Origin of the sequence: Ralstonia nicotianae, from assembly GCF_018243235.1 — a bacterium.
GTDB classification, from domain to species: domain Bacteria; phylum Pseudomonadota; class Gammaproteobacteria; order Burkholderiales; family Burkholderiaceae; genus Ralstonia; species Ralstonia nicotianae.
This window is the reverse complement of the sequence record NZ_CP046675.1, coordinates 1,793,804-1,818,180: the sequence shown is the minus strand read 5'-3', so window position 1 is coordinate 1,818,180 and position 24,377 is coordinate 1,793,804. Positions and strand designations below refer to the sequence as shown.

The window sequence follows — 24,377 nt, the reverse complement described above, 5'->3', positions numbered from 1 at the left end:
TCCTTGGTTGAATCAATTCAGAGGCCCGCCGTGTCAGGCGTGGCGCAGCAATTCGTTGGCCGACTGGGCATTGGTGTCGCCGGTGTGCAGGGCCTTCATCTGCAGCTCCAGCTGGCGCGAGATTTCGATCATGTTGACCAGCGAATCGGTCAGGCTGACGTTGCTGCCTTCCAGCGCGCCGCCGGTGATGCGCACGCGCTCGTCCACGTTGGCATCCTGGCCGTCGCGCTGCCGGAACAGGCCGTCGGTGCCGCGGTCGACGTTGGACGGATCGATGCTCACCAGCTTGAGCCGCCCCAGCGACACGGGCGGCGTGCGGTTGTCCGCGCTGATCGCGTTGATCGTGCCGTCCTTGGCGAACTGCACGGTGGTGTCGGGCGGCAGCGTGACCGGACCGCCGTCGCCCAGCACCGGCTGGCCGGACAGCGTCTGGATGGTGCCGTCCGCCCCCACCTGGAACGCGCCGGCGCGGGTGTAGGCCTCGCCACCGTCGGCGGTCTGCACGGCAAAGAAGCCCTGCCCGTCGATGGCCACGTCCAGGCTGCGGCCGGTGGTCTCGATCGGGCCCGGCGTCATGTCGGTGCCGATCGCCGACGCCATCACGAAGCTGCGCGTCGGCGAGCCGTCGCCCTGCACGCCCACCGTATGGAACGCGTCGATCTGGGCCTTGAAGCCCGTGGTGCTGGAGTTGGCGAGATTGTTGGCGCTGGCGGCCTGCTGGTCGAACAGGTGTTTCGCGCCAGTCATCGCCACGTAGATCATGCGGTCCATGCGGGGCTCCTACTCAGCGCATGCTCACCAGGGTCTGGAGGATGGTGTCCTCGGTCTTGATGGTCTGCGCGTTGGCCTGGTACGAGCGCTGCGCGACGATCATGTTGACCAGCTCGGCGCTCAGGTCCACGTTGGACTGCTCCACCGCCGACGACTGCAGCAGGCCGAACGAGCCCATGCCCGGCGTGCCCATCTGCGGCGCGCCCGACTCGGCCGTCTCCACCCACTGGTTGCCGCCGATGTTCTGCAGCCCGTCCGGCGCCTTGAAGTTGGTCATGGCGATCTGGCCCAGCGTCGACGTGCGGCCGTTGGAGTAGCGGCCCGTGATGGTGCCGTCGGTCCCGACCGAGTAGCTGGCCAGGCGGCCGGTGGCGTAGCCGTCCTGCGAGACGGTGGTGTCGTTGAAGCCGCCGCCGTACTGCGTGGTGCCGGTGAAGTCCATGTTGGCGATGCTCATGCCCGCGAAGGCCACCGCCACCTTGCTCGGCGACGAGGTCAGCACGCCGCTGCTGTTGAAGGTCAGCGACGTGACCGGGTTGCCGCCAGTCGGATTGGCGCCGTCCACCTGCGAGTACACATCCCAGCCGGTGGCCGTGCGCACGTAATAGTTGGTCAGCATGTGCGACGTGCCCGTGCCGTCGTACACCTGCTCGGACACCGAGTGGTTGAACGTGGCCGAGTTGGTGGCCGAGAACGGCGTGGTGGTCGGCACCGTGCCGGCGGCATCGAGGTTGATGGAGAACGCGGTGTTGGTGGTCGCCAGCGGCGCCAGATCGTTCACCGGGATCTGCAGGTTGGTCAGCACGGCGGTGTTGATCTTGCCGGTCGCATCCACGCCGTAGCCGGTCAGGTTCTGGCCGGTGGCGGAGATGATGTAGCCGTTCTTGTCGGTCTGGAACTGGCCGTTGCGGGTGTACGACACCTGCCCGCTCGACGCGTCGACCATCCGGTAGAAGCCGGTGCCGTTGATGGCGATGTCCAGCGGGTTGCCGGTCACGGTCACGTTGCCCTGCGTGAACGACTGCGACACCTTGGTCACGTCCACGCCCTGGCCGATCTGGTTGTCGGAGGCGCCGACCAGCGAACGCGCATACACGTCGCCGAACTCGGCCGTCGACTTCTTGTAGCCGACCGTGTTGGCGTTGGCGACGTTGCTGCCGATCACGTCGAGGTTCTTCGAGGCGGCGTCGAGACCGCTCAGGCCTTGCTGGAATCCCATTGTGTGCTCCCGTGGAGAATGAAAAGCGGGTTCGACCCGTTACTGGATGGTGGTGACGTTGGACAACTTGGTCGTTCCGCCCGAGGCAAGCTGCAGCAGCGTGGTACCACTGTTGATGGTCACGCCGGTCACCTTGTCGGTGCCGAGCGCGCTGGCCGTGGTGGTCGAGCCGCTCAGCGTGGCGGCCACCGAGATCGTGTAGGTGCCGTCCGACAGCGTATTGCCCTTGTCGTCCTTGCCGTTCCAGGTGTAGTTGGACGTGCCGGCGGAGACCTGGCCCAGATCGACGGTGCGCACCGTCGTCCCGGAAGCATTCTTGATGGTGACGACCACGTCGTCGGCGCCGTTCGGCACCGAGACGCCGAAGCTGGCCGAGCTGGACGACAGCGTCAGCGTCGACGACGGCACCTCCACGGTCCGGCCGATCAGCGACGAGGCCTGCGAGGCGGCGCTCTGCGTGGCCATGCTGGACATCGTCGTGTTCAGCTGCGCGATGCCGTTGACGGTATTGATCTGCGCGAGCTGCGAGGTCAGCTGCGAGTTGTCCATCGGGTTGAGCGGATCCTGGTTCTTCAGCTGAGCGACCAGCAACTGCATGAACGTGTTCTGCAGGTCGGTGCCGGTCTGCGAGGTGATGCCGGTGGTGCTGGTCGTGCTGCTGGTGCTGGTCGTGCTGGTGGTGGAGCTGACGGTCATGGTCGTGTCTCGCTAAGCGTTGGGGTGGGTTACTGGCCCAGGGTCAGGGCCTTGGCCGCCATCGTCTTGGTGGTATTGGCGACCTCCACGTTGGCCTGGTACGAGCGCGACGCGGAAATCATGTTGACCATCTCGTCGACCACGTCCACGTTCGGCATCGTCACGTAGCCGTCGGCATCGGCCAGCGGGTTGCCCGGCTGGTGCATGCGCTTCATGGGGGTGACGGTGTCCTCCACCACGCGGTCGACCGACACGCCGGTGGCGTAACCGTCGGTTTCCTGCTCGGGCGAGAACACCACCTGCTTGGCGCGGTAAGCGGTGCCATCGGGCCCCGTCACGCTTTCCGCGTTGGCCAGGTTGGAGGCCACCACGTTCATGCGCTTGGACTGCGCGGTGAGCGCGCTGCCAGCCACATCCATTACCTTGAATAGCGACATGTCGGTTCCGCTGTCGTTGAATGCATTGCCGGATTCGATCCGTTCATCACGCGGGGGCGCCCACCGGGCCGATGCCGCCCGGTCCGGGGCGCCGCGCGCTTCCCACCCTTTTTTCGCCGCGCCGCTGCCGCGACGCGGTCGTCCTGCTCCGCCGTTGCCGGCTAGCTGCTCTGGATCGCAGCCAGCATCGACTTGATCTTGGCCGTCACGATGGACAGGTCCGCCTCGTAACGCACCGTGTTGTCGGCAAAGCGCATGCGCTCGCCGTCCATGTCGACCGTGTTGCCGTCGATGGAAGGCTGCTGCGACGTGCGGTACTGCACCTCGCCCTGCAGCGGATCGGCCTTCGACTGCGCCGACAGCGACGCCTGCATCGGCACCACGTCACCCGCCGGCGCGCCGGCCGCCGTCAGATGGCCGGCCGCGGTGGCCGTCATCGGCAGGCTGTTGCCGCTCTGCTGGCCGGCGGCCTTCTGCAGTGCGGACTGGAAATCGAAATCGCGCGCCTTGTAGCTCGGCGTATCCGCGTTGGCGATGTTCGATGCCAGCAGCTGGTGCCGCTGCGAACGCAGCCGCAGCGCCTGCTCCTGGAAGCCGAACAGTTGATCCAGTTTGTCGACCATGTCTTTCATGTCCTCGCGTGGCGCCTTGGCTGCCACCCGCCGGGGTTCCTGTTCTCGGGGCGCTCCGGAGGAGTGGCACCGGCGGCCCCTTCAAAACCACCGATGCCGTCCGCCAGAGACGCTGTATTGCTTGTATTGCGATGTTGCTGAAGTTGCCGTCATGCAGCCTCAGTGGCGCGCACCCGGCCTGCGGTTCCGGCGCCGGCCGGGAAACCCGGCTCCGGGGCAGCCCGTGCGACGACGGCTCCAGCATGGCTTGGAGACGGCCTCGCGCGGTGCCAGGGACTTCACCACGTTGCAAAGTCTAGGGGCCGGTGCGCAAGTGCATTCGGAGGAATAAGGGGGGGATTCGCCGACATTTCCGGATTTGGCGCTCCCGCGCGCATGGCTACACTTCACCGCAGTTTCGATGGAGGACCGCCCATGTCCACGCGACCCGCACGCAGCGCTTACGACCCGAACCCCGCCGTTGCCCGGCGCCCCGGCGCGATCGCCCGCGCCCAGGCCCTGCCGCCGGCCGCGCGTCGCCGTGGGCTGCTGTTGGTCCTGGCGCTGGGCCTGCTGGCCAGCGTCGCCCATCCGGGCCGGGCCCACGCGCAGCAGATGATGCGCGTCGGCTATGCCCCGGCCAACGCCGCGGCGGCACCCGCCCAGGCGGCGACCACCATCCAGGGGCCCACCGCCATCCAGATGCAGATCCAGCAGCAGTTGCAATCGCAGCTGGACATCCTCAACGGCACCACCGACGGTGGCGGCTCGCGCGCCTCGGTGGACGTCGGCGCCGTCGACCCGCGCGTGGCCAACCAGCCCTGCGACCAGGTCGAACTGATGCTGCCCCCCGCCAACCGCCTGCGCGGCCGTATACAAGTGGGCGTGCGCTGCCGCTCGCCGCACACGTGGGCGGCGTGGGTGCCGGCCACGATCCAGATCAGCGGGACCTACTACGTCGCCGCCCGCCAGCTGCCGCCGGGCAAAACACTCGACATGGGCGACCTCGAGGCCCGCACCGGCGACCTCTCCGCCCTGCCGCCCTCGGTGATCCTGCAGCCGGCGGACGCCGTGGGCCGGGTCCTGCTGACCAGCCTGGCGCCCAACCAGCCGCTGCGCGCCGAGAGCCTGCGCATGCCGATCGCCGTCCAGGCCGGACAGACCGTGAAGCTGGTTGCCGACGGCGGCGGCTTCCAGGTCACCAGCGACGGCCGGGCACTGAACCAGGCCGCCGTCGGGCAGGTCGCCCAGGTCCGCACTGCCAACGGCAACGTCATTTCAGGCATCGCGCAGTCGGCGGGCGTGGTGGCGGTCCAGTTTTGAGCACTATAAGTCACTTTTCACGCAGTGTTGCCGGCGCACTAAAGTTTGCGCCGGAGCCGGCCGATATGGGTGTTAGGATGAACGCGCTCTTCGGAGACACCCGTGAAAATCAACCAAGTCAACAACTCGCCGGCCATCACGCCGACCAAGGACGCAGCGTCCGGGTCGACGCGCGCGGCGGGAACCGCCTCGACCGGTGCCGCCCGCGGCACGCGTTCGAGCAGCCAGAACGACGGCACGCCGTCGCTGTCGGTGCAGCAGGTCTCGCGTCAGGTGGGCAGCGGCGATTTCGACGCAGCGCGCGTCGAGCAGATCCGCGCCGCCATCCAGGACGGCACGCTGAAGATGGACGCCTCGAAAATCGCCGACGGCGTGCTGTCGGACGCCCAGTCGCTGCTGTCCGCGCAAACCAGGCCGGTCTGACGGTCCCATCCCGTCCCGCCTTCCCATTTCTTTCTAGTGCCGCCGGCCCGACAGGGCTGACCGCGGCAGGGCGACGTGCCGGCTGGCGTCTGCCGTCTTTTCGCCGGAGCCTCGCATGGACAACACGCTACTGATCCGTACCCTGAGCGATGAACAGGCCCTGCTGCGCGCGGCCACGCAAACGCTCGAAGCGGAAACCCGGGCGTTGCATGACGGCGACATGGTCGAACTGGAACGCATCACCGAGACCAAGCAGCAGCAACTGAGCCGCCTGACCGAAGCGGACCGCGAGCGCCGCCTGTGGTGGGCGCAACACGGCGCCGCCGATCCGTACGGCCTGGTGAAATACCTGCGCTCGGATGCAACCGCCAGCCGCCTGTTCGATGAAAACCTGGCACTGGCCGCCGCCCTGCGCCAGCGCAATCTGGACAACGGCACCCTGATCGCGCTGCGCCTGCGCGCCACGCAGAATGCCCTGGCGGTGCTGCATGCCGCCAACAACGGCGGCGGCACGCCTTATGGCCGGGACGGCAAGCAGCCGCTGTCGATGCCGCGCTTCTCGATCGTCGCGCAATAAGCCCCCCTCCTCCTCCTCTTGGCCGGCAACTGCTGCCGTGCCTGTCTGCCCGCCGCGTCCGCGCATGCCTGAACCCGATCCGGAGTGCAATGGCATGAAGTGCGGATAGCATCTCCTCCCCAAGCCTGCTATGTATGGCGGCTGCACAGCGCCCGATTGGGGTAAACAAAAAGGTTTACATCCCATTGATGGGTGCAACAAGCAAGCTGGGGATTTATTCTGCGCATTTCTGCGGGGTTTATCCTCCGCGCCTGGCGAAATAACCGAAAACCGGACGGAAACGGTTTTTGAAATGTTGAAAAAGGTTTCGGCCCGACAGCACCGTCCGCGGTGATTGCCGGTTGAACGGGGAAGATACCGAAGCCATGCACCATTGCGTTTCCGCCGGCCGCATCTGCCATGATTTGGATCCCGCTGATCCAAATGGGCAATCGGCCGGAATATTCCGGAATGGGCACATAACCATGACCAGACAGGCGGCGCAGTGAAATCAATCGTAGTGGAAGCACATCCCTTGGTCCGTGCCGGGGCAACTCATGTCTTGCAGTCCCTGCCGGCGGTTTCCCAAGTCATCAGCGTGGAGCCGGACGAAGCCCTTTTCGAGAATCTCGCCGCGCATGCGGACGCCGAACTGGCCCTGATCGGACTGCCCTTGCCCGGCATCGACGATATTCCGGCGCTGACCAGGCTTCTGCAGCAGCCCCACCCTCGACATATTGCGGTGCTGGGCGAAAGCGACTCGCCCGCGCATGTGCGCGCGCTGATGCAATTGAATATCTCGGCATATCTGCTCAGGAGCTATGCCGGAAAATTAATCGCCGCGGCGCTGGAATTAGTACTCGCCGGAGGCCGTTATGTACCCGCCTCCGTCGTACTGGCCCGACCGGATATGCCGCTCGGGGCAAACCGCGCCGGCCACGACGATTGCGCATTGCTGGGATTGACGCAACGGCAATATGAAATCCTCGTGCTGCTGTCGCGCGGACACCCGGTCAAAACCATCAGCCGCATGCTCGGCATTTCCGAAGCCACGACCAAGGCGCATATCAATGCCCTGTATCGCCGCCTGGAAGTGCGCAGCCGGACCGAGGCCGTCTTCGTCGCCACGCAGCGCGGCGCGATGCTCATGAGCCATCCGCGGCTGGTCGAGGCACCTGCCTACGCCACGCCCGCGCGCCTCGCGCGCACCGGCTGACGCAAAAAGCGGCGCCCCGAGGGACGCCGCATGAAGCGCCGTCCGCACAGTCGCGTTGCGGACGGTGACAAGGAAACGATCGGCTTAGAACTTGGCCCGCATGCCCACGCCCAGGGTGTCGGCGGTCGATAGCGAAGTGACCTTGTCGCGGAAGTAGGCCGCATACAGGTCGGTGCGCTTGGACAGCGCGTAGTCGTAGCCGATCGCCCAGGTGTTGCGCTTGACCTCGGCCGCGCCCGAGGTCTTGGTGTACGCGTACGACGCGAGGATGCTGCCCGCGCCCAGCGGCACCGACACGCCCAGCTGGCCGCCGTTGGCCTTCGTGTCGCCCGTCGAGATGGTGTTCTTGATGTGCTGGTACTGGCCGTACAGCTTGACCACGCCGAAGTCGTAGGTCGCCCCCAGCAGGGCCGCGTCCTGGCGCGTGAAGCCCACCACGATGGTGCTCAGGTCGCCGGGGCTGGCGTCGAAGCGCACCTGCTGGTAGGCGGCCGTGGCCGCGAAGTTGCCGTGGAAGTACAGCAGGCTGCCGCCCCACTTGTTCTGGCCGTTGTGGCCGGCCTGCTCGCCGGCGCCGTAGATCAGGTTGGCGCTCAGGCCGTTGAAGTCGGGGGTGGAATACAGGATCGAGTTGTTCCAGCCCGAATCGCCCACCAGGCCGGAGATGCCAGCCGCGCCCGACAGGCCGTTGCCGATGTAGGTGTGGAACACCGCGGGCGAGAAGGTGTAGGAGTCGACGAAGGGGTTGAAGAGGATGGTGGAGACGAAGTAAGGCGGGGTGTTGCGGCCGAGCTTGATGGAGCCCCAGGTGTTCGAGGCCAGGCCGACATAGGCATTGCGGGCGAAGAAGTTGTCGCCGTCGAAGCGGCCGGCGCGGCCGGTGTCGGGGCGGAAGAAGGCCTCGATGGAGAAGATGCCCTTGAGGCCGTTGCCGAGGTCTTCGCTGCCCTTGAGGCCCCAGTAGGAGGTGGACATGCCGCCGGGGTTGACCACGCCGGCGCGGCTGGAGTCGAGGCCCTTCTGCACGCCGACCCAGGCATCGACCTGGCCGTAGAGCGTCACGGACGATTGGGCATGGGCCGCGCTGACGAGACCGGCCGCCGCCGCCACGGCGGCCAGCTTGAAACGTTGCGTCAATTGCATGGGTGATTTCTCCCGCTTGTGGTTCCGTTGTGTTGAATGTCGTTGCACGAGGCTGGCGGCTCAACCTGCCCCGCTGAAATCGTCGCGATGCAATGCAACAGCCGTGCCAGAACCGCAACGGCACGTCTCGCAGCGGAAGCCGGACACATCAGGACACGCCGGCGGCCAAAGCCTCAGGGCCCAGCTTGATCACGTCCAGCAGACAAGTCCCCTCACCGTGCGGTTTTCTGCACCGCACTGGCGCGGCGCCAGTCTCGGCCGCTCAATCGGTCTGCAATACGCGGATATCCACTTCGCGCGTATAGCGCTCGGGGGAAAAGTCGCAGTAAGTCAGGGAAATCGGCACATCGGCGACGCTGTAGCCGATACGGCGCACGCGCACCAGGGGCACCCCCGGCGCCACATCAAGCTCGCGCGCCTGGTACGCGTCCGCCACGCAGGCCAGCGGCGCCTCGCGCGAGCGCGCGATAGCCAGGTTGGCGCGCTGGAAGACCTGGACGAACAGGCGGTCCTCGAAATCGCGCGCCTCCAGCATGGCCGCCAGCCGCGATGTCAGCCATGTCCGCAGCAGCATGATGGGGGCTCCGTCAACCCGAGCCCGGCGCTCCACATGCGCCACCGGCGCACCCACCGGCAGATCCAGCGCGGCCGCCACGGTCGCGTCGGCCGTCTCCTGGCGGAACGCGCTGACGCTGTAAACCGCCCCCGGCACGTATTCGAGCGCCGCGTCCGACTGCCCCGGAGCGTACAGCACGGGGCGATGCGGCCCGACACGATCGAGCACCACGCTGCGCTGCCCGCGCGAGCGCTTGAGCAGGCCGCGCTGCGCCAGCTCGTTGAGCGTACGACGCGCGGTCAGGCGCGACACGCCGTAGCACTGCGCGACTTCGTTCTCGCTGGGCGCGACACTGCCGGCCGGCAAGGCACCGTGCAGGATATCGAGCCGGATGCGGTCAGCCAGTTCAAGGTATTTGGGCAGGCGAGGCGTCATGCCGACGTTATAACAGGAACGGCAACACGAAGCGGCGACACGCCGGAAGCAAACGGCCCGCCGGATGGCGGGCCGTCACGCGCAATGCAACGGATCAGGCAATCAGGAACCGGTCGCGGTTCTTGCCGATCCAGGCCGGAGCACGGCCACGGCCCGACCACGTTGCGCCCGTCTTCGGATCGCGATACTTGGGCGGCACCGGCGCCTTGGCACCGGCACGGCGACCGCGGCGCGGTGCCAGGCCCAGGTCTTCCGCCGTCAATCCATATTCGGCCACGGTTTGACGGACTTGTTGAATGACCGCCTCCAGCTCTTTGGAGCGAGCCGCTTCAATCTGTTCTTCAAGCTTGGCCTTTTGAGCAACCAATTCCTTGTATGTCGGCATGTGCGCTTCCTGTGAAGTTTCCGATGGATCAGATATTAGTTCAATTGTATTCATAACTGAAATGAAAATTCAACGTCTTTTTAGCTCAGCCAATTGTTAAGAATCGTGGCATTGACCGCCGCGGCTCAAGCCGGGCATGCCGGATGCGGGTGCACAATCAGAAAGTCGGATTGACTACCGGGAAATCCCTAAGCAATCATGCAAGACTGCAAACCCGCATCGCACCGCATTTCAGTGCAGTCACATTAGCAAGCTGGGATGGGTCCCGCAATACAGACAGCGCAAAGCGCATACAGAATCGTCCCGCATCCGCCGGACAGTTGTAGAGGACAACAATGATTCCAAGCTGACTCCGCTGTTTTTTTCAACCCGATTTCGCTCATGGGATTACCGGCATGCGTGGCGTTTGCGGCCACCCGGTATTTTTTCCGGAATCTCCGATCGAGCGCTTGATTCCCTATTTCATCTTGGCGAAGCGCATGCACATATTGATGATGCGCGCAACGGAAACCGCATTGACGCTTCACCGGATTCAACAGCGCTTTACCGTATCCGCCGCAATTCACGAGCCCGCATTCCCGCATCGGCGCGATGACTGCGCCCTGCGTTCCGCCGGCCTGTGTGCCCGTCACCTGCGTGTGTTGCATCGAACACAAAATGAGGGTTTGCGCTGCAGGCGACTTTTGCGCATCATGAAGTACGTTGTCCCCACTTCCGCCGGTTCACCGTCAGTCGCGCGGCCCCAATGAAGCGCAGCGCTTCTCCGAACCCGCGGGTCCGTTCGTTGCGCGGTGCCTAGGGCCTGTTCCCCATGGAGCGTGGGATGCAAGACGATCTTTCTTACCCGCTGTCTGCACAAAGCCTTCCAGTCCCGTTCTACGTGGTGCTGGAAGGGCGCATCGTGTATGCCAATGCAGCGGGTGTCTGCATGGTGCGGGCGCTGTCGGTCGATCAACTGCTGGGTGAGCCCTTCTCGCGCTTCTTTCTCGATGCCCCCGAGTCGCTGCAACTCGATGCTGCCCACATGCAGGGAGCGCCCGCAGCCCCCGTGGCCGCCCCGTCCCACGTCGCGCGAACGGCCCTCGCCATGCCCGACGCGCAGTCGGGAACACCTTCCACTGTCCGCCTGACCATCACGCCGACCCGCTTCGACGGCATGCCCGCCCAGCAGGTCGTCGTGCACGGACTGCCGCTGCCGCTCGATGCGCAACTGCCGGGCAAGCCCGGCGAGCGGGTCCTGAGCCCGGAAGCCATCGGTGCGGCGCTGCCGCATGAACACCTGGACCACCTGCTGTCCACGCTGCCCTCCATGGCGTCGCTGGGTGAGCGCCTGTACGCCGCGCTGCGCGCGCTGGAAGGGGCGCTGCCGCTGATGCTGTGCATCGTGGCGCGCGTCGTGTCGAACCGCGTGAGGCTGTACGGCACGCGGGCCGCGCGCGCCCAGCTGGCCGGCAGCCACGACCCCGCCGCACGACTGACCACCGCGGCGCAGAGCGAGCTCGATGCCGAACTCGCCCGCGCTGCGCCGGCGCTGAACGACCTGCCGCCGGTCGAATTGACGCGGCTTGCCAACGCGCCCGCCGCCCTGCGCGACCTCCTGGCCCGCGTGCCGGGGATCGCCCTGCCGGCATGGGTCTGCCGCATTCCTGCCCAGCATGGCGGGGCGCATCCGGACGAGGATCTGCTCTGCCTGTTCTACGCATCGCCGTCGGAGGAGCACGGACCGCCGGACGATGCCGCCCAGCACCACACCTGCAACGGCTATGTCAGCGCCCTGGCCAAGCTGCTGCGGCTCGAAGGCGAATACCGGCAGGCGCGGGATCTGCGCGACCAGTACCGGCTGGTGGTCAACCACCTCAGCGAAGGCGTGCTGACGCTCTCGACCGACGGCCGCGTGCTGTCGTACAACCGCAGCGCAGCCGAAATCCTGCGCCTGTCGGGCGCCTCGTGGAAAAGCCGCACGCGCCTGATGCTGAGCGACATGATGCTGGCCGAGGACGGCAGCATCCTGCCGCGCGCAGCCTGGCCGTCGACGCTGGCGGCCCGCACCGGGCGCGCCGTCAACAACGTCGTGGTGGGCATGCCGGCCGGCAACGGACAGATCGTCTGGCTGCGCGAGTCGGTGCTGCCGATGTTCTCGCAGGACAGCGCGTCTCCGCACGCGGTGCTCGTCATCTTCACCGACATCACCGCCGAGCGGTCCACCTATGAGCAGTTGCGGCTGCTGGAGACCAAGGATTCGCTCACCGGCCTGCCCAATCGCGCCGCCTTCATCGAGCGGCTCGACGCGCGCCTGGCGCTACCGTCCACCGGGCAGGCGGCGCTGCTGTATATCGGGCTGGACCACTTCAAGACCGTCAACGAGGCCATGGGCCATCACATCGGCAACCAGGTGCTCAACGTGGCGGCGCAGCGCATCCGCGCCGACGTCGGCCAGCGCGCATTGCTGGCGCGGCTGGGCGGCGACCAGTTCTGCGTGGCGATCGACGTGCCGGACAGGGCCGAAACGCTCGCGCAGCAGGTGCTCGACGCGCTCGCCAAGCCGTTCTCTGGCGGCGAGCGCGAAGTGCACCTGTCGGCCAGCATCGGCGTGGCGATGTTCCCCGAGGATGGCAGCGATGCCGCCACGCTCGTCAGCCGGGCCGAAGCCGCCATGTACCGCGCCAAGGAGAACGGCCGCAACCGCATGGCCCGCTATTCCCGCGCGCTCGAGACGCAGCTCCTGCGCCGCTTCACGCTCAATGAACGGATGCGGCGCGCGCTGGCGCGCGGGCAGGTGCGCCTGGTCTATCAGCCCAAGTACGCGCTCGGCACGCGCGAATTGGTGGCCGTCGAAGCGCTGATGCGATGGTCGGACCCGGAGCTCGGCGCGGTGTCGCCGACCGAGTTCATCGCGGTGGCGGAGGAGTCCGGCTATATCGTGGAACTGGGCCGCTGGGCCTTGCAGCAGGCCTGCGCGCAAGGCCAGGCATGGGAGCGCGATCTGGGCTTCACCGGCAGGGTCGCCGTCAATGTCTCGGCGCGCCAGTGCGACGCGGGCGTGATCGAACGCGATGTCGAGGACGCACTCCGGATCTCGGGCCTGCGGCCCTCGCGGCTCGAGCTGGAACTGACCGAGAGCGTGCTGCTGGCGGACCGCCTGTCCACCCAGCGCCTGCTGACCAGCCTGTCCACGCGGGGCGTGCGCATCTCGCTCGACGACTTCGGCATCGGCTTTTCGTCGCTGTCGTACCTGCGCAGCCTGCCGATCCACAATATCAAGATCGACCGCTCGTTCATCAGCGGCGTGCCGGCCGTGGCGGACTGCGTGGCGCTGACCAAGACCATCATCGCCATGGCGCAGGCGCTCAACATGACCGTCACGGCAGAGGGCGTGGAAACCCCCGAGCAGACCGCCTTCCTGGAGGCTCACGCCTGCGACGAAGTCCAGGGCTTCCTGTTCGGGCGGCCGCTCGAAGTGCCTGCGATGGAGGGCCTGCTGCGCTCGCAGGGTGCCGTTTCGATCTGAAGCAGGCCGCAGGCGCAAGAAAAAAAAAGGCGGACCGCAAGGGTCCGCTTCCTTTCCTGCCGGCAGCGATCAGCGCGTCGCCACGTTGCCGACCAGGCCGCCCAGCGCCGCGCCGCCCAGCGTGGCGCCCGGCCCGCCGATCAGCGCTGCGCCCGCCACCGCGCCAACCCCCGCACCGATCGCGGTGTTGCGCTGACGCGGTGTCCAGTTGGCGCAGCCGGTCGCGGTCAGCAGGGTGGCGGTCGCCAAAAGAATCGTCAGCACTCGAGTCATATCGTTCTCCTTCCAAGGCGTGGTTGCGATGCCGTCATGGCATGCCCGGAGTCTGGCCGATCGATTTCGCATGCGCTGTATCGCTTTGTAAGAAAGCGTTGCATACAGCCGGCGGTTACAACCATGACAGTTTTTGCCAAATCTCCGAGCAAGTCCGACCCAAGCCTGTGGCGACGCGGGTCCAATCGTTTTTCCCACAGAGTTATCCACATGTTTTGTGCATAACCCAGTGTGACGGCGCGATATGGAGGGCACCAACCTGCTCGACCGCGCGGTGACACTGCTTGCCAGGGCGGCCATGGCCCGGGCATCCCCCGGTTATCCACAGCATGCCGAGCTGTTACAACGTGCAACAAACCCTTTGGCATCAATCGGTTGCGGCAGGTTTTGCAGGCGGCTTGGGCTGTCCTGTGGACAAATCCGTGGCGCGCCCGACAGCCGCGTGAAGCGTTCGACTCGTTTCGAATACGAGGCACGACAGGCGCCTGCAAAGGCTTGCTGGATGCCGAGTATCCGGAACGCATCCGGGATGTTCAAACCGCAAGCCTGTGGCGCGCACATCAGGTATTAGTGCGCCGCAACACAGGCGGAGAGAGAGATCCTTGCCGCAAGTGTCAGTCCCGCCCAACACATGTTCGGCGCCCGCTATGCCACAGGGGCAACACCACAGGCTCGTGTTACAATGTTCTATTTACCACCATAGTACAATGCGCATACGCGCGTGCAATTCGCTGAGGAGCCTGCCTTGCTAGCCAACTACCGCCAACACGTCGCAGAGCGCGCCGCGCTCGGCATCCCGCCGCTGCCGTTGAACGCGCAGCAAGTGGCTGAACTCATCGAACTCATCAAGTCGCCGCCGCCCGAAGAAGGCAGCTTCTTGATGGAATTGCTCACCCACCGCGTACCGCCGGGTGTCGACGACGCCGCCAAGGTCAAGGCCAGCTTCCTTGCAGCTGTGGCACACGGCGACATCACGGTGGAACTCATCTCGAAGAGCAAAGCGACTCAGCTCCTGGGCACGATGGTCGGCGGCTACAACGTGCACCCGCTGATCGAGTTGCTCGACGATACGGAGGTCGGCGCCATTGCCGCCGAAAGCCTGAAGAAAACGCTCTTGATGTTCGATTTCTTCAATGACGTCGCACTCAAGGCGAAAGACGGTAATCCGCACGCGAAGGCAGTCGTGCAGAGCTGGGCCGACGCCGAATGGTTCACCTCGCGCCCTGAAGTAGCGTCTTCGATCACCGTGACTGTGTTCAAGGTTCCCGGTGAAACCAACACGGATGACCTCTCGCCCGCGCCGGACGCCTGGAGCCGGCCCGACATTCCGCTGCATTCGCTTGCGATGCTGAAGAACACGCGCGACGGCGCAGCGTTCAAGCCTGAGGAAGACGGCAAGCGCGGGCCGATCCAGTTCATCGAAGACTTGAAGCAGAAAGGACATCTCGTCGCCTACGTCGGCGACGTCGTGGGGACCGGCTCTTCGCGCAAGAGCGCGACCAACAGCGTCATCTGGGCCACGGGCCAGGACATTCCGTTCGTCCCCAACAAGCGCTTTGGCGGGGTCACCCTTGGCGGCAAGATCGCGCCGATCTTCTTCAATACGCAGGAAGACTCCGGTGCGCTGCCGATCGAGGTCGATGTCTCCAAGCTTGAGATGGGCGACGTGGTGGAGATTCGCCCGTACGAAGGCAAGCTTGTCAAAGCCGGACAAACGATCGCCGAATTCAACCTCAAAAGCGATGTGCTGCTTGACGAGGTGCGCGCAGGCGGGCGCATCAACCTGATCATCGGCCGCGGCCTGACGGGTAAAGCGCGCGAGTTTCTCGGCCTGCCGACTTCCACGGTGTTCCGCTTGCCGACGTCCCCCGAAGACAGCGGCAAGGGATTCACACTGGCACAGAAGATGGTCGGCCGAGCCTGCGGGCTGCCCGAGGGTCACGGCGTGCGGCCTGGCACCTACTGTGAGCCCAAGATGACAACGGTCGGCTCGCAGGACACGACCGGCCCGATGACGCGCGACGAGTTGAAGGACCTCGCCTGCCTCGGCTTCAGCGCGGATCTCGTGATGCAGAGCTTCTGCCACACCGCGGCCTATCCGAAGCCCGTGGACGTCAAGACGCATCGGGATCTCCCCACATTCATCAGCAATCGCGGCGGCGTATCGCTGAGACCCGGTGACGGCGTGATCCATTCTTGGCTGAACCGCCTCCTGTTGCCCGATACCGTAGGCACGGGCGGTGACTCGCACACGCGCTTCCCGATCGGCATCAGTTTCCCGGCTGGCTCGGGCTTGGTCGCGTTCGGGGCGGCAACCGGCGTGATGCCGCTGGACATGCCCGAATCCGTGCTGGTGCGGTTCAAGGGCCGCATGCAGCCGGGTGTCACGCTGCGCGACCTCGTCCATGCCATTCCGTATTACGCCATCCAGCAAGGGCTGTTGACGGTCGCCAAGCAGGGCAAGAAAAACGTCTTCTCCGGTCGCATCCTCGAGATCGAAGGCTTGCCGGATTTGAAGGTCGAACAGGCCTTCGAACTCTCGGATGCCAGCGCTGAACGCTCGGCAGCGGGTTGCACGATCAAACTCGACCAAGCGCCTGTCATCGAGTATTTGCGAAGCAACGTCGTGTTGATGAAGAACATGATCGCCGATGGGTATGCCGACAAGCGTACGCTTGAGCGTCGAATCCATGCAGTCGAAGCCTGGCTGGCCAACCCTCAGCTACTGGAAGCCGACAAGGACGCAGAATACGCGGCCATCATTGAGATCGACCTCAATGAACTGAAAGAACCGGTGTTGTGCTGCCCCAATGATCCTGACGATGCCAAGCTGTTGAGCGCGGTGTCGGGAACAAAGATCGACGAGGCATTCATCGGCTCCTGCATGACCAACATCGGCCACTTCCGCGCTGCAGCGAGGCTGCTCGAGGGGCAACGCGATATCCCGGTCAAGTTGTGGGTCGCACCGCCCACCAAGATGGATCAGAACGAGCTGGTCAAAGAAGGGCACTATGCCGCCTTTGGCTCTGCCGGTGCACGCACGGAAATGCCGGGTTGCAGCCTTTGCATGGGCAACCAGGCACAAGTCCGTGAAGGGGCAACCGTGGTCTCGACCTCGACGCGCAACTTCCCCAACCGTCTGGGCAAGAACACGAACGTGTTCCTCGCCTCTGCCGAGTTGGCGGCCATCGCGTCGAAGCTGGGCAAGATCCCGACGGTGGACGAGTACCACGAGGCCATGGGCATCATCAACCGTGATGCCGCGAACGTCTATCGCTACATGAACTTCGATCAGATCGAAGAATACGCGGAGACGGCAAAGGCGCTCGCCAGCTGAATAGCGGACCGTTGGCACTGAATTGGACGGATGAAGGCGTGCCCCCACGGGGTGCGCCAAGTCCGACTGATGGTGGCCACCCGAACCGGGCCGCAGTGCCGCGCGCCTGCCTCCTGCGAGGACTGAACAGGGTTCCGCGAAGCACATTTCACGGCGCTTTGGCCGATCAAAGAACACCAACGATCACCCTCAACGGCGTCAAGCGAATCGATGGCGAACATCGGGTCACTATGTAGCGTTGGCTAAGGAGCGAGGATGTTCGAGATCCTGGAGATGGCGTCGAGCGTGTGGCGCAGGTGCGCGCGCATCATGTCCGAGGCCTCTTCGTTGCGCTCGCGTTCGAGCAGGTCGAGGATGTGCAGATGCTGTTTGGCGTGCTCGGGGTAGCGCTCGCGGTGCTGCATTGAGCGGTACGACAGCAGGCGCCGTACACGGTTGACGCGGCGGATGGTGTCGATGAAGAACGCATTGCCCGACGCCTCCACCAGCGATTCATGGAAACGCACACCGCGGTCGTGGAGCTGGTCGGCGGTGTCGGTTTCGATGCCGCCGGCCAACAGGTGGTTCTCTGCCGCGCGCAGGCGTTCCATGACACGCGGGTCCAGCCTGTAACCGGGCTCCAGCAATGCCGCCGGCTCCAGCGCGAGCCGCAGGCGATACGACTGCAGCAGGCTGTCGGGCGTGGTCAGCATGGTCGAGAACTGCCAGCCGTAGCCGGGCTTGCGCTCGGCCCAGCCCTCCTGCGCAATGCGGCCAAGCACACTGTTGAGCTGCGTGATGGTCAGGCCGTAGCGGATACGGATCGTCTGCTCGGCAAACGCGTCGGGCAGCAGGCCCTTGAGGCGATCGTCGGCGATCCGGAAATACGCGCGGGTCACCACGTCGTCTTCGCCCAGGCCCAGTTCGGTGGCGACCACCGATGCAGGCGCCGTCACCGGCTTAGCGACGAAGTAGCCCCGGTTCTTCTCGCGCAGCAGGATGCCCTTCTCGTGCAGCAGCGCCAGCGCTTCGTTCACGGGCGAGCGCGACACGCGCAGCCGGTCGGCAATCATCTGTGCGGGCAGGTGCGAGCCGACCTCCAGGCCTTCAGCCTGGATGAGATCGACGATTTGCGTAGCGATGGGGCGGTCGTGCTTCATGGCGCGTCAGACATGGGGCACGGGCATCTGCGAGGCGTCAGACCGAAGCCCTCGAATGTGGCGGCGCTAACGTGTCGCCCAGGATCGAGGGGATCACGCCGCCGCGACGGAGCAGCGCAGTTTCAAGCTGCGTCTCCACGGCGGCGGTGGCCTCGAACGTCTCCACGCGACCATCCGCGCGCTGGATGCGGACCGGGACAGTGCAACGCGGTTCGATCCGCTCCGGCAGCGCCGAAAGATGAACCGTGTCGCCCGGCCGGATCGCCAGCGCCTGCGGATTCACGCCCGCCGGAAACCGCAGCGGCAGGATGCCCATGCCAATCAAATTGGAACGGTGAATGCGCTCGAAGCTTACCGCAATGACCGCCCGGATACCGAGCAGCCGCTGCCCCTTGGCCGCCCAGTCACGCGACGAGCCGGTGCCATAGCGCGCACCCGCCAGCAACACGACGCAGGCGCCTTCGTCGTGATAGCGCCGCGCCGCCTCGTGGATCGGCATGACTTCACCGCTCGGTGCGTGCACCGTATGGGCGACGGGCGCATCGGGCGCCAGCAGGTTCACCAGCGTCTTGTTATAGAACGCGGCGCGCACCATGACCTCCCAGTTGCCGCGACGCGACGCAAAGACGTTCAGGTCGTTGCGGTCATCACCGCGCGCGGCAAGGAAATCGGCGACGAAGCTGTCTTTCGGGATCGCACTGGCCGGTGAGATGTGATCGGTCGTGATGTCATCGCCCAGCACGAGCAGCGGGTAGGCGTCGAACTCGCCGAGCTGGCTGCCGGCGTCCAGCGATGCAAAGGGCGGCCGGCGCAGCGCGGTGGAGTGCGCATCCCACGGGTAGCGCGCGGTCGTGGGCGCATCGATCGCGGCCCACATCGGGTTGGCGGTGGCGGTGGCGAAAGCGCGGCGGTAATCCGTGGGCGATGTGCCAAGCTGGACCAGCGCGTCGATCTCCTCGCGCGTCGGCCACAGATCGCGCAGGTAGACGGGCGTGCCGTCTGCGGTGGTTTGCAGCGGCTGGCGGCTCAAGTCGAGCGCGGCATCACCCGCGAGCGCGAACGCAATCACCAGCGGCGGCGACATGATGAAGCCGAGACTCAGGTCCGGGTGCACGCGCCCCGGGAAATTGCGATTGCCTGAGAGCACAGCAACCGGCGCCGTCTCGCCATGCGCAATGGCCTGCTGGATCGGCGCCGTGAGCGGGCCGGGGTTGCCGATACACGTGGTACAGCCAAAGCCGACGATGTCGAAACCCACCGCCGCCAGGTCATCGATCAAACCGGCTCGTTTCAAATACTCGGCAGCCGCAGGCGAGCCCGGCGCCAGCGACGTCTTCACCCACGCCGGCACACGCAACCCGCGTTCACGCGCGCGGCGCGCGACCAGCCCGGCCGCGACGAGCTGTGCCGGGTCCGACGTATTGGTGCAGCTCGTGATCGCAGCAATGGCGACGGGATGCATGGGTAGCGTCCTGCCCGGCTGCGCACGCGCAGCGACAGCGGACAACGCACGCCCCGTCTCCGTATAGGGCAGCAGATCCTGCGGCCGACGCGGCCCCGCCACGTGCAGGTGCACGGTGCTCAAGTCGATCTCAATGACGCGGGTATAGCGCGGCGTGTTGTCGGGGTCGAACCACAGGCCGGCACGGCGGTGCAGCGCCTCCACCTGTGCAATGGCGTGTTCCGTACGGCCGGTTGCGCGCAGGTACGCCAGCGTCTGCGCATCCACGGGGAAGAAGCCCGTGGTCGCGCCATACTCGGGCGCCATGTTGGCGACGACGGAACGCTCGCCCGCCGTGAGCGTGGCAACACCGGGGCCGAAGAACTCCACAAACTCGCCCGACACGCCGATGTCGCGCAGCGCCTTGGTCACCGTCAAGGCCAGATCGGTGGCCGACGAACCGGCCGGCAGCGCACCGGCCAGCCGTACGCCAATCACATCCGGAATGCGCTGCATGACCGGCATGCCGAACATCACCGTCTGCGCCTCCAGCCCGCCCACGCCCCAGCCCAGCACACCGATGCCGTTGATCATCGGCGTGTGGCTGTCGGTGCCGATCAGGGTATCGGGCACCAGCCACCGAGCACCATCGATGGTCTGCACGGTGGCCACCGTCGCCAGTTGCTCCAGGTTGATGGTATGCATGATCCCGGTGCCCGGCGGGTGGATGCGCACGCCGCGCAGCGTGTTCGACGCCCAGCGCAGGAAGCGGTAGCGCTCGGCGTTGCGACGCATCTCGATCCGCAGGTTGCGCGCGGCGGCGTTGGGCTGCGCGTAAGCCTCGACCGCCAGCGAGTGGTCAACCGACACATCCACCGGCAACACCGGGTTGAGCGCGGCCGGATCGGCGCCGGCTTCGGCCAGCGCGTCGCGCATCGCGGCGATGTCCACCAGCGCGGGTGTGCTCGTCGTGTCGTGCATCAGCACGCGATTCGGCTGGAAGGCGATCTCTTCCTCGCTGGTGCCGGTGTCCAGCCAGCGCAGCACGCCGTTCACCGCACGCTGGCGTTCTTCACCTTGCGTGTTCCGGATAACGTTCTCCAGCAACAGCCGCAGCACGACCGGCAACCGCGTGAGCGCGCTGTCGAACATGGCGGGCAGATCGACGTAGCGATAAGTGGCGTCTGACACGCTGATCGACGCTTCAGGTGGGGTGCAGGTGTTTTCCATGACAGAATCTTTGCATGTGTTTGATGAAAAATGCAATAAAGTGGAAACCCGAGTCGCATTAATTGTATTTCGCGTTGACATAGTACGATTTGTCGCTACACTGAAACCATCCCGGCAGTTGGTGCCGACATGTGCGTATTTCGGAGATTGCGTAATGAGAATCCTTGTTCTGCCGTGTGACGGCATTGGCCCGGAGATCGTAGGAGCCGCCATGGAGGTGCTGAGGTCGGCCGACAGCGTGTTCAAGCTGGACCTGGCGTTCGACTATGACGACGTCGGCTTCACCAGCCTGGAGAAGTACGGCACCACGCTGCGCGACGAGGTGCTGGCGAAGGCCAAGACCTACGACGGCGTCATTCTCGGCACGCAGTCGCACGCAGACTATCCCGCCCCGGACAAGGGCGGGCGCAACGTGTCCGCCGGCTTCCGCATCGGCCTGGACCTGTACGCGAACGTGCGTCCCGCACGCACCCGCCCGTTCCTGACCTCGAACATGCGCGAAGGCCGGACCATGGACCTGGTGATCATGCGCGAGGCCACGGAAGGCTTCTACCCCGATCGCAACATGACCAAAGGCTGGGCGGAACTGATGCCCAGCCCCGATATGGCCATCTCGCTGCGCAAGATCACCCGCCATTGCAGCGAGCGCATCGCCCGTCGCGCGTTCGAGCTGGCGATGAAGCGCAAGAAGAAGGTGACCGCCATCCACAAGGCGAACAGCTTCCACATGACCGATGGCCTGTTCCTCGAGTGTGTGCGCGACGTCGCCCGGGACTTCCCGGAAGTACGCCTTGACGATCTGCTCGTCGATGCGTCGACCGCCCACCTGGTTCGCGCGCCCGAGCGTTTCGACGTGCTGGTCGCCACCAACTTCTATGGCGACATCATCAGCGATCTGGCCAGCGAACTGTCGGGCAGCCTGGGCCTTGCCGGCTCGATGATGGCCAGCGACACCCACTGCTGCGCTCAGGCCCAGCACGGCTCGGCACCCGACATCGCCGGTCAGGACAAGGCCAACCCGGTGTCGATGATCCTCTCGGTCGCCATGCTGATCCAGTGGATGGGCGAGCACCACCAGAACCCGGCCTACCTTGCGGCTGCCCAGGCCATGGAGGCTGCCGTGGACGCGGTTCTGGAGAACCCGGCCACGCGTACCCCGGATCTGGGCGGCAACTGCGGCTGCAAGGCCTTCGGCCAACTCGTGGCGAAGGCAATCCAAGCCGCGTAAGTTTCGTCTTCTTCTGGTACTTGAAATCCAACCGGATGGCATGCTGGAGCATGTAGCTCCCAGATCAAGCGCTGATCTGGTCCGGCATCATCGCGATGCACGGACCGTCAGAGGCATCGGTGTGCTTGAATCACATTTTGATTTTCCTGACACGACCTACGGAACGATTCGCTGCCCCAAGAATGTCCTCTTGTGCCTGCAACGCCTAGGATTCCGGGCTATTCTCTGGGCCATGAATGGCGCGTCGTATCAGACCGAGACCACCGCCCTAGAACTTTCCCTGATTGCTCAGCATGAACACCAAAGCTAGCGAGCCCCTCGCCCCTCTGATCGCGAGCCGCCTCGTCCAAGTGCTGAAGGACCGCAAGATTGAAGTCGGCTCGCATCTGCCGGAGCGCATCTTTTGCGAAGCGCTTGAGGTGTCCCGCACGCCGGTTCGCCGTGCATTCGAACTGCTGGCCAAGCAGGGCATTCTGACCAATGAGCCCGGCCGCGGTTACTTTCTCGTACAGGCCCCCGCTGAGCTTGTGGACGACGAGGGGGAACCGTCGTCGAACGTCGACGAGCTGTATCAGCAACTTGCCGAAGATCTTCTGGCCGGCACGGTGGGCTCGGAGTTCAGCGAGCGCGCGCTACTGATGCGCTATGGGGCTGGCCGTGGCTTGCTGAAGCAGGTGCTGGCTCGTATGTTCCGGGAAGGTTTGCTGGAGAGGAAAACCGGCCGGGGTTGGCGCGTCACGCCCTTTCTCTCGAACGCAGACGCCCACAATGCCAGCTACCGTTTCCGGATGGCGATCGAGCCAGCGGCGATCCTGGAGCCGACGTTCCGCCTCGACAAGCCGGCGTTGGCCAAAGCGCGCGCCAAGCAAGAAGCCATGCTCGCGGGCGAGATCTTTACCCTGACCCGCGCGGAGCTGTTTGAGATCGGATCGCAGTTCCATGAAACGATCATTCGCTGCTCGCGCAATCCCAACTTCATTGACGCACTGGTCCGACAGAACCAGCAACGCCGCCTGATTGAGTACAAGGCAAACACGGACCGTCAGCGCCTCATCCAACAGTGCGAAGAACACCTGAAGCTTCTTGATCTGCTCGAGCACGGACAACGAGAAGAAGCGGCCGCCTTTCTGCGTCAACATCTGAACGTCGCTCGAAAGATCAAGACCCACATCGAAGACGAAGACCCGTCACTGCTGCTACCCGAGCTGGAAATCGAAACCCATTTCTAACGCGCCTCGCCAGGTCCATCCTGGCGTTTCTTTTATCTCAAAGTGTACTTTGAAGTTTCATAGTGCAAATTGATCCCCTACACTGGCCGCGAGGATGGCTTGTGTCGACCTCGCCAGCGAGGCCATTGATTTGCACCGAATCCTGCCCCGCTCGATCGGCGAACGCCCGCGGAACGCTACCCGGAAGTCATCAAGCGCCGCAGACGTCAGCGGGCGTATCGACATCGCGCAGCGTGCCGGCATCCCCGACGTCGAGTCGGATCAGCCGGGCCGGGTCGATCAGCGCGCGCGCGCCCTCATCGCCGTCGAGCGCGGCGAGGCCGGCGAAATAGTCCGCGCCGAAGCCGATCGGATGCCCGCGCCGGCCCTGGTGGAACGGCGCGACGCAATGGTGCGCGTCCAGCGCCTGGGCAACCCGGGCGATGGTGTGGGGAGCCAGCCATGGCATGTCGGCCAGGGCGATGATCCAGCCGCCGGCGTGGGGGCGCGCCGCGACGCCGGCGGCCAGGCTCGCCCCCATGCCGCGCGCCGCGCGTGTGCAGCGCAGAACCTCGCAACCGGCTTCGGCGAGCAGCGCGGCCAGGCGCTCAACCTCGGCACCGTGCGTGCCGGCCGGCACCACGGCCACCACGTCGTCCAGCACCGCGCGCAGATGCCGCGCGGCCTGGACGGCGACCGGCGTGCCGTCCGGCAACGCGGCCAGCAGCTTGTTGACCGTGCCGTCCGGATCGAAGCGGCTGCCGCGGCCCGCGGCCAGCAGCACGCCGACGACAGGCGACCTCCGCATCAGGCGACCTCCGTCTTCAGCGTCACCTCGACGTTGTTGCGCGTGGCGTTGGAGTACGGACAGACTTCGTGCGCCTTGGCCACCAGCGCTTGCGCGTCGGCACTGGACAGGCCGCCGATGCGCGCGGTCAGCCCCACCTTCAGCCCGAAGCCGCCTTCCGGACGGGTGCCGATGCCCACGTCGCACAGGATCTCGATGCTGCCCGGATTCAGCTTGAGCACGCTCTTGGCGACGAAATCGCAGGCCGAGCCGAAGCAGGCGGCATAGCCGGCGGCGAACAGGTCTTCCGGTGTGGTCGTGCCAGGCTTGCCGGGGCCGCCCATCGATTTGGGGATCGACAGGTCATGCGAGACCTGGCCGTCCGCGGTCTGCGTGTGGCCGTTGCGGCCGCCGGTGGCGGTGGCATGCGCGGTGTACAGGATGTTCAGGGCCAT

Annotated in this window: 22 protein-coding genes; 8 read left to right on the top strand and 14 right to left on the bottom strand. The window is 65.5% G+C overall.

Translation table 11 applies throughout. The features are described from left to right. Window positions 1-33 precede the first annotated feature (33 nt). The 5 genes from flgF to flgB all read right to left on the bottom strand — a co-directional run bounded on the left by flgF (window position 34) and on the right by flgB (window position 3,746). Window positions 34-771, bottom strand: coding sequence for a flagellar basal-body rod protein FlgF (flgF, locus tag GO999_RS23730; protein WP_011003658.1), 738 nt, complete (start codon window positions 769-771; stop codon window positions 34-36). A gap of 13 nt (window positions 772-784) precedes the next feature. After that, window positions 785-1,990 (bottom strand): flagellar hook protein FlgE, encoded by a 1,206-nt coding sequence (gene flgE / locus GO999_RS23725; RefSeq protein WP_016724339.1) that lies wholly within the window; start codon window positions 1,988-1,990, stop codon window positions 785-787. A 39-nt stretch (window positions 1,991-2,029) separates the two neighbouring features. Further along, the gene (locus tag GO999_RS23720; protein ID WP_016727717.1) at window positions 2,030-2,686 is read right to left on the bottom strand and encodes a flagellar hook assembly protein FlgD; all 657 of its coding nucleotides are present in this window, start codon (window positions 2,684-2,686) and stop codon (window positions 2,030-2,032) included. A gap of 29 nt (window positions 2,687-2,715) precedes the next feature. Further along, window positions 2,716-3,123, bottom strand: a complete 408-nt coding sequence (gene flgC, locus GO999_RS23715) for a flagellar basal body rod protein FlgC (protein ID WP_011003655.1) — start codon at window positions 3,121-3,123, stop codon at window positions 2,716-2,718. A 161-nt stretch (window positions 3,124-3,284) separates the two neighbouring features. Further along, the gene (gene flgB / locus GO999_RS23710) at window positions 3,285-3,746 is read right to left on the bottom strand and encodes a flagellar basal body rod protein FlgB (protein WP_028854073.1); all 462 of its coding nucleotides are present in this window, start codon (window positions 3,744-3,746) and stop codon (window positions 3,285-3,287) included. A gap of 423 nt (window positions 3,747-4,169) precedes the next feature. Between flgB and flgA the strand changes: the two genes are divergently transcribed. From flgA to GO999_RS23695, 3 genes are all read left to right on the top strand, one after another. Beyond that, window positions 4,170-5,057 carry a flagellar basal body P-ring formation chaperone FlgA gene (gene flgA, locus GO999_RS23705; RefSeq protein ID WP_071011842.1) on the top strand — a complete coding sequence of 296 codons (888 nt, stop codon included), beginning with the start codon at window positions 4,170-4,172 and terminating at the stop codon, window positions 5,055-5,057. A gap of 102 nt (window positions 5,058-5,159) precedes the next feature. Continuing rightward, on the top strand, window positions 5,160-5,480 hold the full coding sequence (gene flgM, locus GO999_RS23700; protein ID WP_011003652.1) for a flagellar biosynthesis anti-sigma factor FlgM: 321 nt from the start codon (window positions 5,160-5,162) through the stop codon (window positions 5,478-5,480). Window positions 5,481-5,595: 115 nt separating this feature from the next. Continuing rightward, window positions 5,596-6,057 carry a flagellar protein FlgN gene (locus tag GO999_RS23695; protein WP_011003651.1) on the top strand — a complete coding sequence of 154 codons (462 nt, stop codon included), beginning with the start codon at window positions 5,596-5,598 and terminating at the stop codon, window positions 6,055-6,057. 128 nt (window positions 6,058-6,185) lie between these two features. Here GO999_RS23695 and GO999_RS23690 read toward each other — a convergent pair whose 3' ends face one another. Next, complete coding sequence (locus GO999_RS23690; protein WP_162906932.1) at window positions 6,186-6,566, bottom strand: hypothetical protein; 381 nt, start codon at window positions 6,564-6,566, stop codon at window positions 6,186-6,188. Here GO999_RS23690 and GO999_RS23685 point away from each other — a divergent pair. After that, on the top strand, window positions 6,542-7,252 hold the full coding sequence (locus tag GO999_RS23685) for a LuxR C-terminal-related transcriptional regulator (RefSeq protein WP_011003650.1): 711 nt from the start codon (window positions 6,542-6,544) through the stop codon (window positions 7,250-7,252). The genes GO999_RS23690 and GO999_RS23685 overlap by 25 nt on opposite strands. 84 nt (window positions 7,253-7,336) lie before the next feature. Here the strand turns inward: GO999_RS23685 and GO999_RS23680 are convergent, their stop codons facing one another. From GO999_RS23680 to GO999_RS23670, 3 genes are all read right to left on the bottom strand, one after another. Continuing rightward, a complete protein-coding gene (locus tag GO999_RS23680; RefSeq protein ID WP_211906965.1) occupies window positions 7,337-8,395 on the bottom strand; it encodes a porin in 1,059 nt (352 codons plus the stop codon). Between the two features lie 262 nt (window positions 8,396-8,657). Then, window positions 8,658-9,386: a GntR family transcriptional regulator gene (locus GO999_RS23675; RefSeq protein ID WP_211906964.1), complete on the bottom strand. Its 729-nt coding sequence runs from the start codon at window positions 9,384-9,386 to the stop codon at window positions 8,658-8,660. Between the two features lie 94 nt (window positions 9,387-9,480). After that, window positions 9,481-9,771, bottom strand: coding sequence for an H-NS histone family protein (locus GO999_RS23670; RefSeq protein WP_011003647.1), 291 nt, complete (start codon window positions 9,769-9,771; stop codon window positions 9,481-9,483). Window positions 9,772-10,594: 823 nt separating this feature from the next. Here GO999_RS23670 and GO999_RS23665 point away from each other — a divergent pair. Then, window positions 10,595-13,279, top strand: coding sequence for a putative bifunctional diguanylate cyclase/phosphodiesterase (locus tag GO999_RS23665; protein ID WP_087452881.1), 2,685 nt, complete (start codon window positions 10,595-10,597; stop codon window positions 13,277-13,279). 69 nt (window positions 13,280-13,348) lie between these two features. Here GO999_RS23665 and GO999_RS23660 read toward each other — a convergent pair whose 3' ends face one another. Continuing rightward, entirely contained in the window at window positions 13,349-13,552 is a 204-nt protein-coding gene (locus GO999_RS23660; RefSeq protein ID WP_011003645.1) for a YMGG-like glycine zipper-containing protein, read from the bottom strand. A gap of 745 nt (window positions 13,553-14,297) precedes the next feature. Between GO999_RS23660 and acnB the strand changes: the two genes are divergently transcribed. Beyond that, the gene (acnB, locus tag GO999_RS23655) at window positions 14,298-16,889 is read left to right on the top strand and encodes a bifunctional aconitate hydratase 2/2-methylisocitrate dehydratase (RefSeq protein WP_211906963.1); all 2,592 of its coding nucleotides are present in this window, start codon (window positions 14,298-14,300) and stop codon (window positions 16,887-16,889) included. Window positions 16,890-17,131: 242 nt separating this feature from the next. On the opposite strand, the gene GO999_RS23650 is transcribed toward acnB, so the two are convergent. Beyond that, window positions 17,132-18,028 carry a GntR family transcriptional regulator gene (locus GO999_RS23650; RefSeq protein ID WP_011003643.1) on the bottom strand — a complete coding sequence of 299 codons (897 nt, stop codon included), beginning with the start codon at window positions 18,026-18,028 and terminating at the stop codon, window positions 17,132-17,134. 37 nt (window positions 18,029-18,065) lie between these two features. Next, complete coding sequence (gene acnA / locus GO999_RS23645) at window positions 18,066-20,699, bottom strand: aconitate hydratase AcnA (RefSeq protein WP_211907214.1); 2,634 nt, start codon at window positions 20,697-20,699, stop codon at window positions 18,066-18,068. Between the two features lie 154 nt (window positions 20,700-20,853). Between acnA and GO999_RS23640 the strand changes: the two genes are divergently transcribed. Next, on the top strand, window positions 20,854-21,927 hold the full coding sequence (locus GO999_RS23640; RefSeq protein WP_043898015.1) for an isocitrate/isopropylmalate dehydrogenase family protein: 1,074 nt from the start codon (window positions 20,854-20,856) through the stop codon (window positions 21,925-21,927). Between the two features lie 293 nt (window positions 21,928-22,220). Further along, the gene (locus GO999_RS23635) at window positions 22,221-23,156 is read left to right on the top strand and encodes a GntR family transcriptional regulator (RefSeq protein ID WP_043898014.1); all 936 of its coding nucleotides are present in this window, start codon (window positions 22,221-22,223) and stop codon (window positions 23,154-23,156) included. A 190-nt stretch (window positions 23,157-23,346) separates the two neighbouring features. Here the strand turns inward: GO999_RS23635 and GO999_RS23630 are convergent, their stop codons facing one another. Both GO999_RS23630 and GO999_RS23625 read right to left on the bottom strand, forming a co-directional pair. Next, on the bottom strand, window positions 23,347-23,943 hold the full coding sequence (locus GO999_RS23630) for a nucleotidyltransferase family protein (protein ID WP_211906962.1): 597 nt from the start codon (window positions 23,941-23,943) through the stop codon (window positions 23,347-23,349). After that, window positions 23,943-24,377: an organic hydroperoxide resistance protein gene (locus GO999_RS23625; RefSeq protein WP_011003638.1), complete on the bottom strand. Its 435-nt coding sequence runs from the start codon at window positions 24,375-24,377 to the stop codon at window positions 23,943-23,945. The genes GO999_RS23630 and GO999_RS23625 overlap by 1 nt, the downstream gene beginning before the upstream one ends.

Excerpts from the sequence above, each read along its gene's own strand:
- GO999_RS23660 (WP_011003645.1), bottom strand. The coding sequence starts at position 13,552 with ATGACTCGAGTGCTGACGATTCTTTTGGCGACCGCCACCCTGCTGACC.
- flgA (WP_071011842.1), top strand. The coding sequence starts at position 4,170 with ATGTCCACGCGACCCGCACGCAGCGCTTACGACCCGAACCCCGCCGTT.
- GO999_RS23695 (WP_011003651.1), top strand. The coding sequence starts at position 5,596 with ATGGACAACACGCTACTGATCCGTACCCTGAGCGATGAACAGGCCCTG.
- flgE (WP_016724339.1), bottom strand. The coding sequence starts at position 1,990 with ATGGGATTCCAGCAAGGCCTGAGCGGTCTCGACGCCGCCTCGAAGAAC.
- GO999_RS23635 (WP_043898014.1), top strand. The coding sequence starts at position 22,221 with ATGAACACCAAAGCTAGCGAGCCCCTCGCCCCTCTGATCGCGAGCCGC.
- GO999_RS23650 (WP_011003643.1), bottom strand. The coding sequence starts at position 18,028 with ATGAAGCACGACCGCCCCATCGCTACGCAAATCGTCGATCTCATCCAG.
- GO999_RS23720 (WP_016727717.1), bottom strand. The coding sequence starts at position 2,686 with ATGACCGTCAGCTCCACCACCAGCACGACCAGCACCAGCAGCACGACC.
- GO999_RS23680 (WP_211906965.1), bottom strand. The coding sequence starts at position 8,395 with ATGCAATTGACGCAACGTTTCAAGCTGGCCGCCGTGGCGGCGGCGGCC.
- GO999_RS23665 (WP_087452881.1), top strand. The coding sequence starts at position 10,595 with ATGCAAGACGATCTTTCTTACCCGCTGTCTGCACAAAGCCTTCCAGTC.
- GO999_RS23675 (WP_211906964.1), bottom strand. The coding sequence starts at position 9,386 with ATGACGCCTCGCCTGCCCAAATACCTTGAACTGGCTGACCGCATCCGG.
- acnA (WP_211907214.1), bottom strand. The coding sequence starts at position 20,699 with ATGGAAAACACCTGCACCCCACCTGAAGCGTCGATCAGCGTGTCAGAC.
- flgF (WP_011003658.1), bottom strand. The coding sequence starts at position 771 with ATGGACCGCATGATCTACGTGGCGATGACTGGCGCGAAACACCTGTTC.
- GO999_RS23630 (WP_211906962.1), bottom strand. The coding sequence starts at position 23,943 with ATGCGGAGGTCGCCTGTCGTCGGCGTGCTGCTGGCCGCGGGCCGCGGC.
- GO999_RS23670 (WP_011003647.1), bottom strand. The coding sequence starts at position 9,771 with ATGCCGACATACAAGGAATTGGTTGCTCAAAAGGCCAAGCTTGAAGAA.
- GO999_RS23640 (WP_043898015.1), top strand. The coding sequence starts at position 20,854 with ATGAGAATCCTTGTTCTGCCGTGTGACGGCATTGGCCCGGAGATCGTA.
- flgB (WP_028854073.1), bottom strand. The coding sequence starts at position 3,746 with ATGGTCGACAAACTGGATCAACTGTTCGGCTTCCAGGAGCAGGCGCTG.
- flgC (WP_011003655.1), bottom strand. The coding sequence starts at position 3,123 with ATGTCGCTATTCAAGGTAATGGATGTGGCTGGCAGCGCGCTCACCGCG.
- GO999_RS23625 (WP_011003638.1), bottom strand. The coding sequence starts at position 24,377 with ATGGCCCTGAACATCCTGTACACCGCGCATGCCACCGCCACCGGCGGC.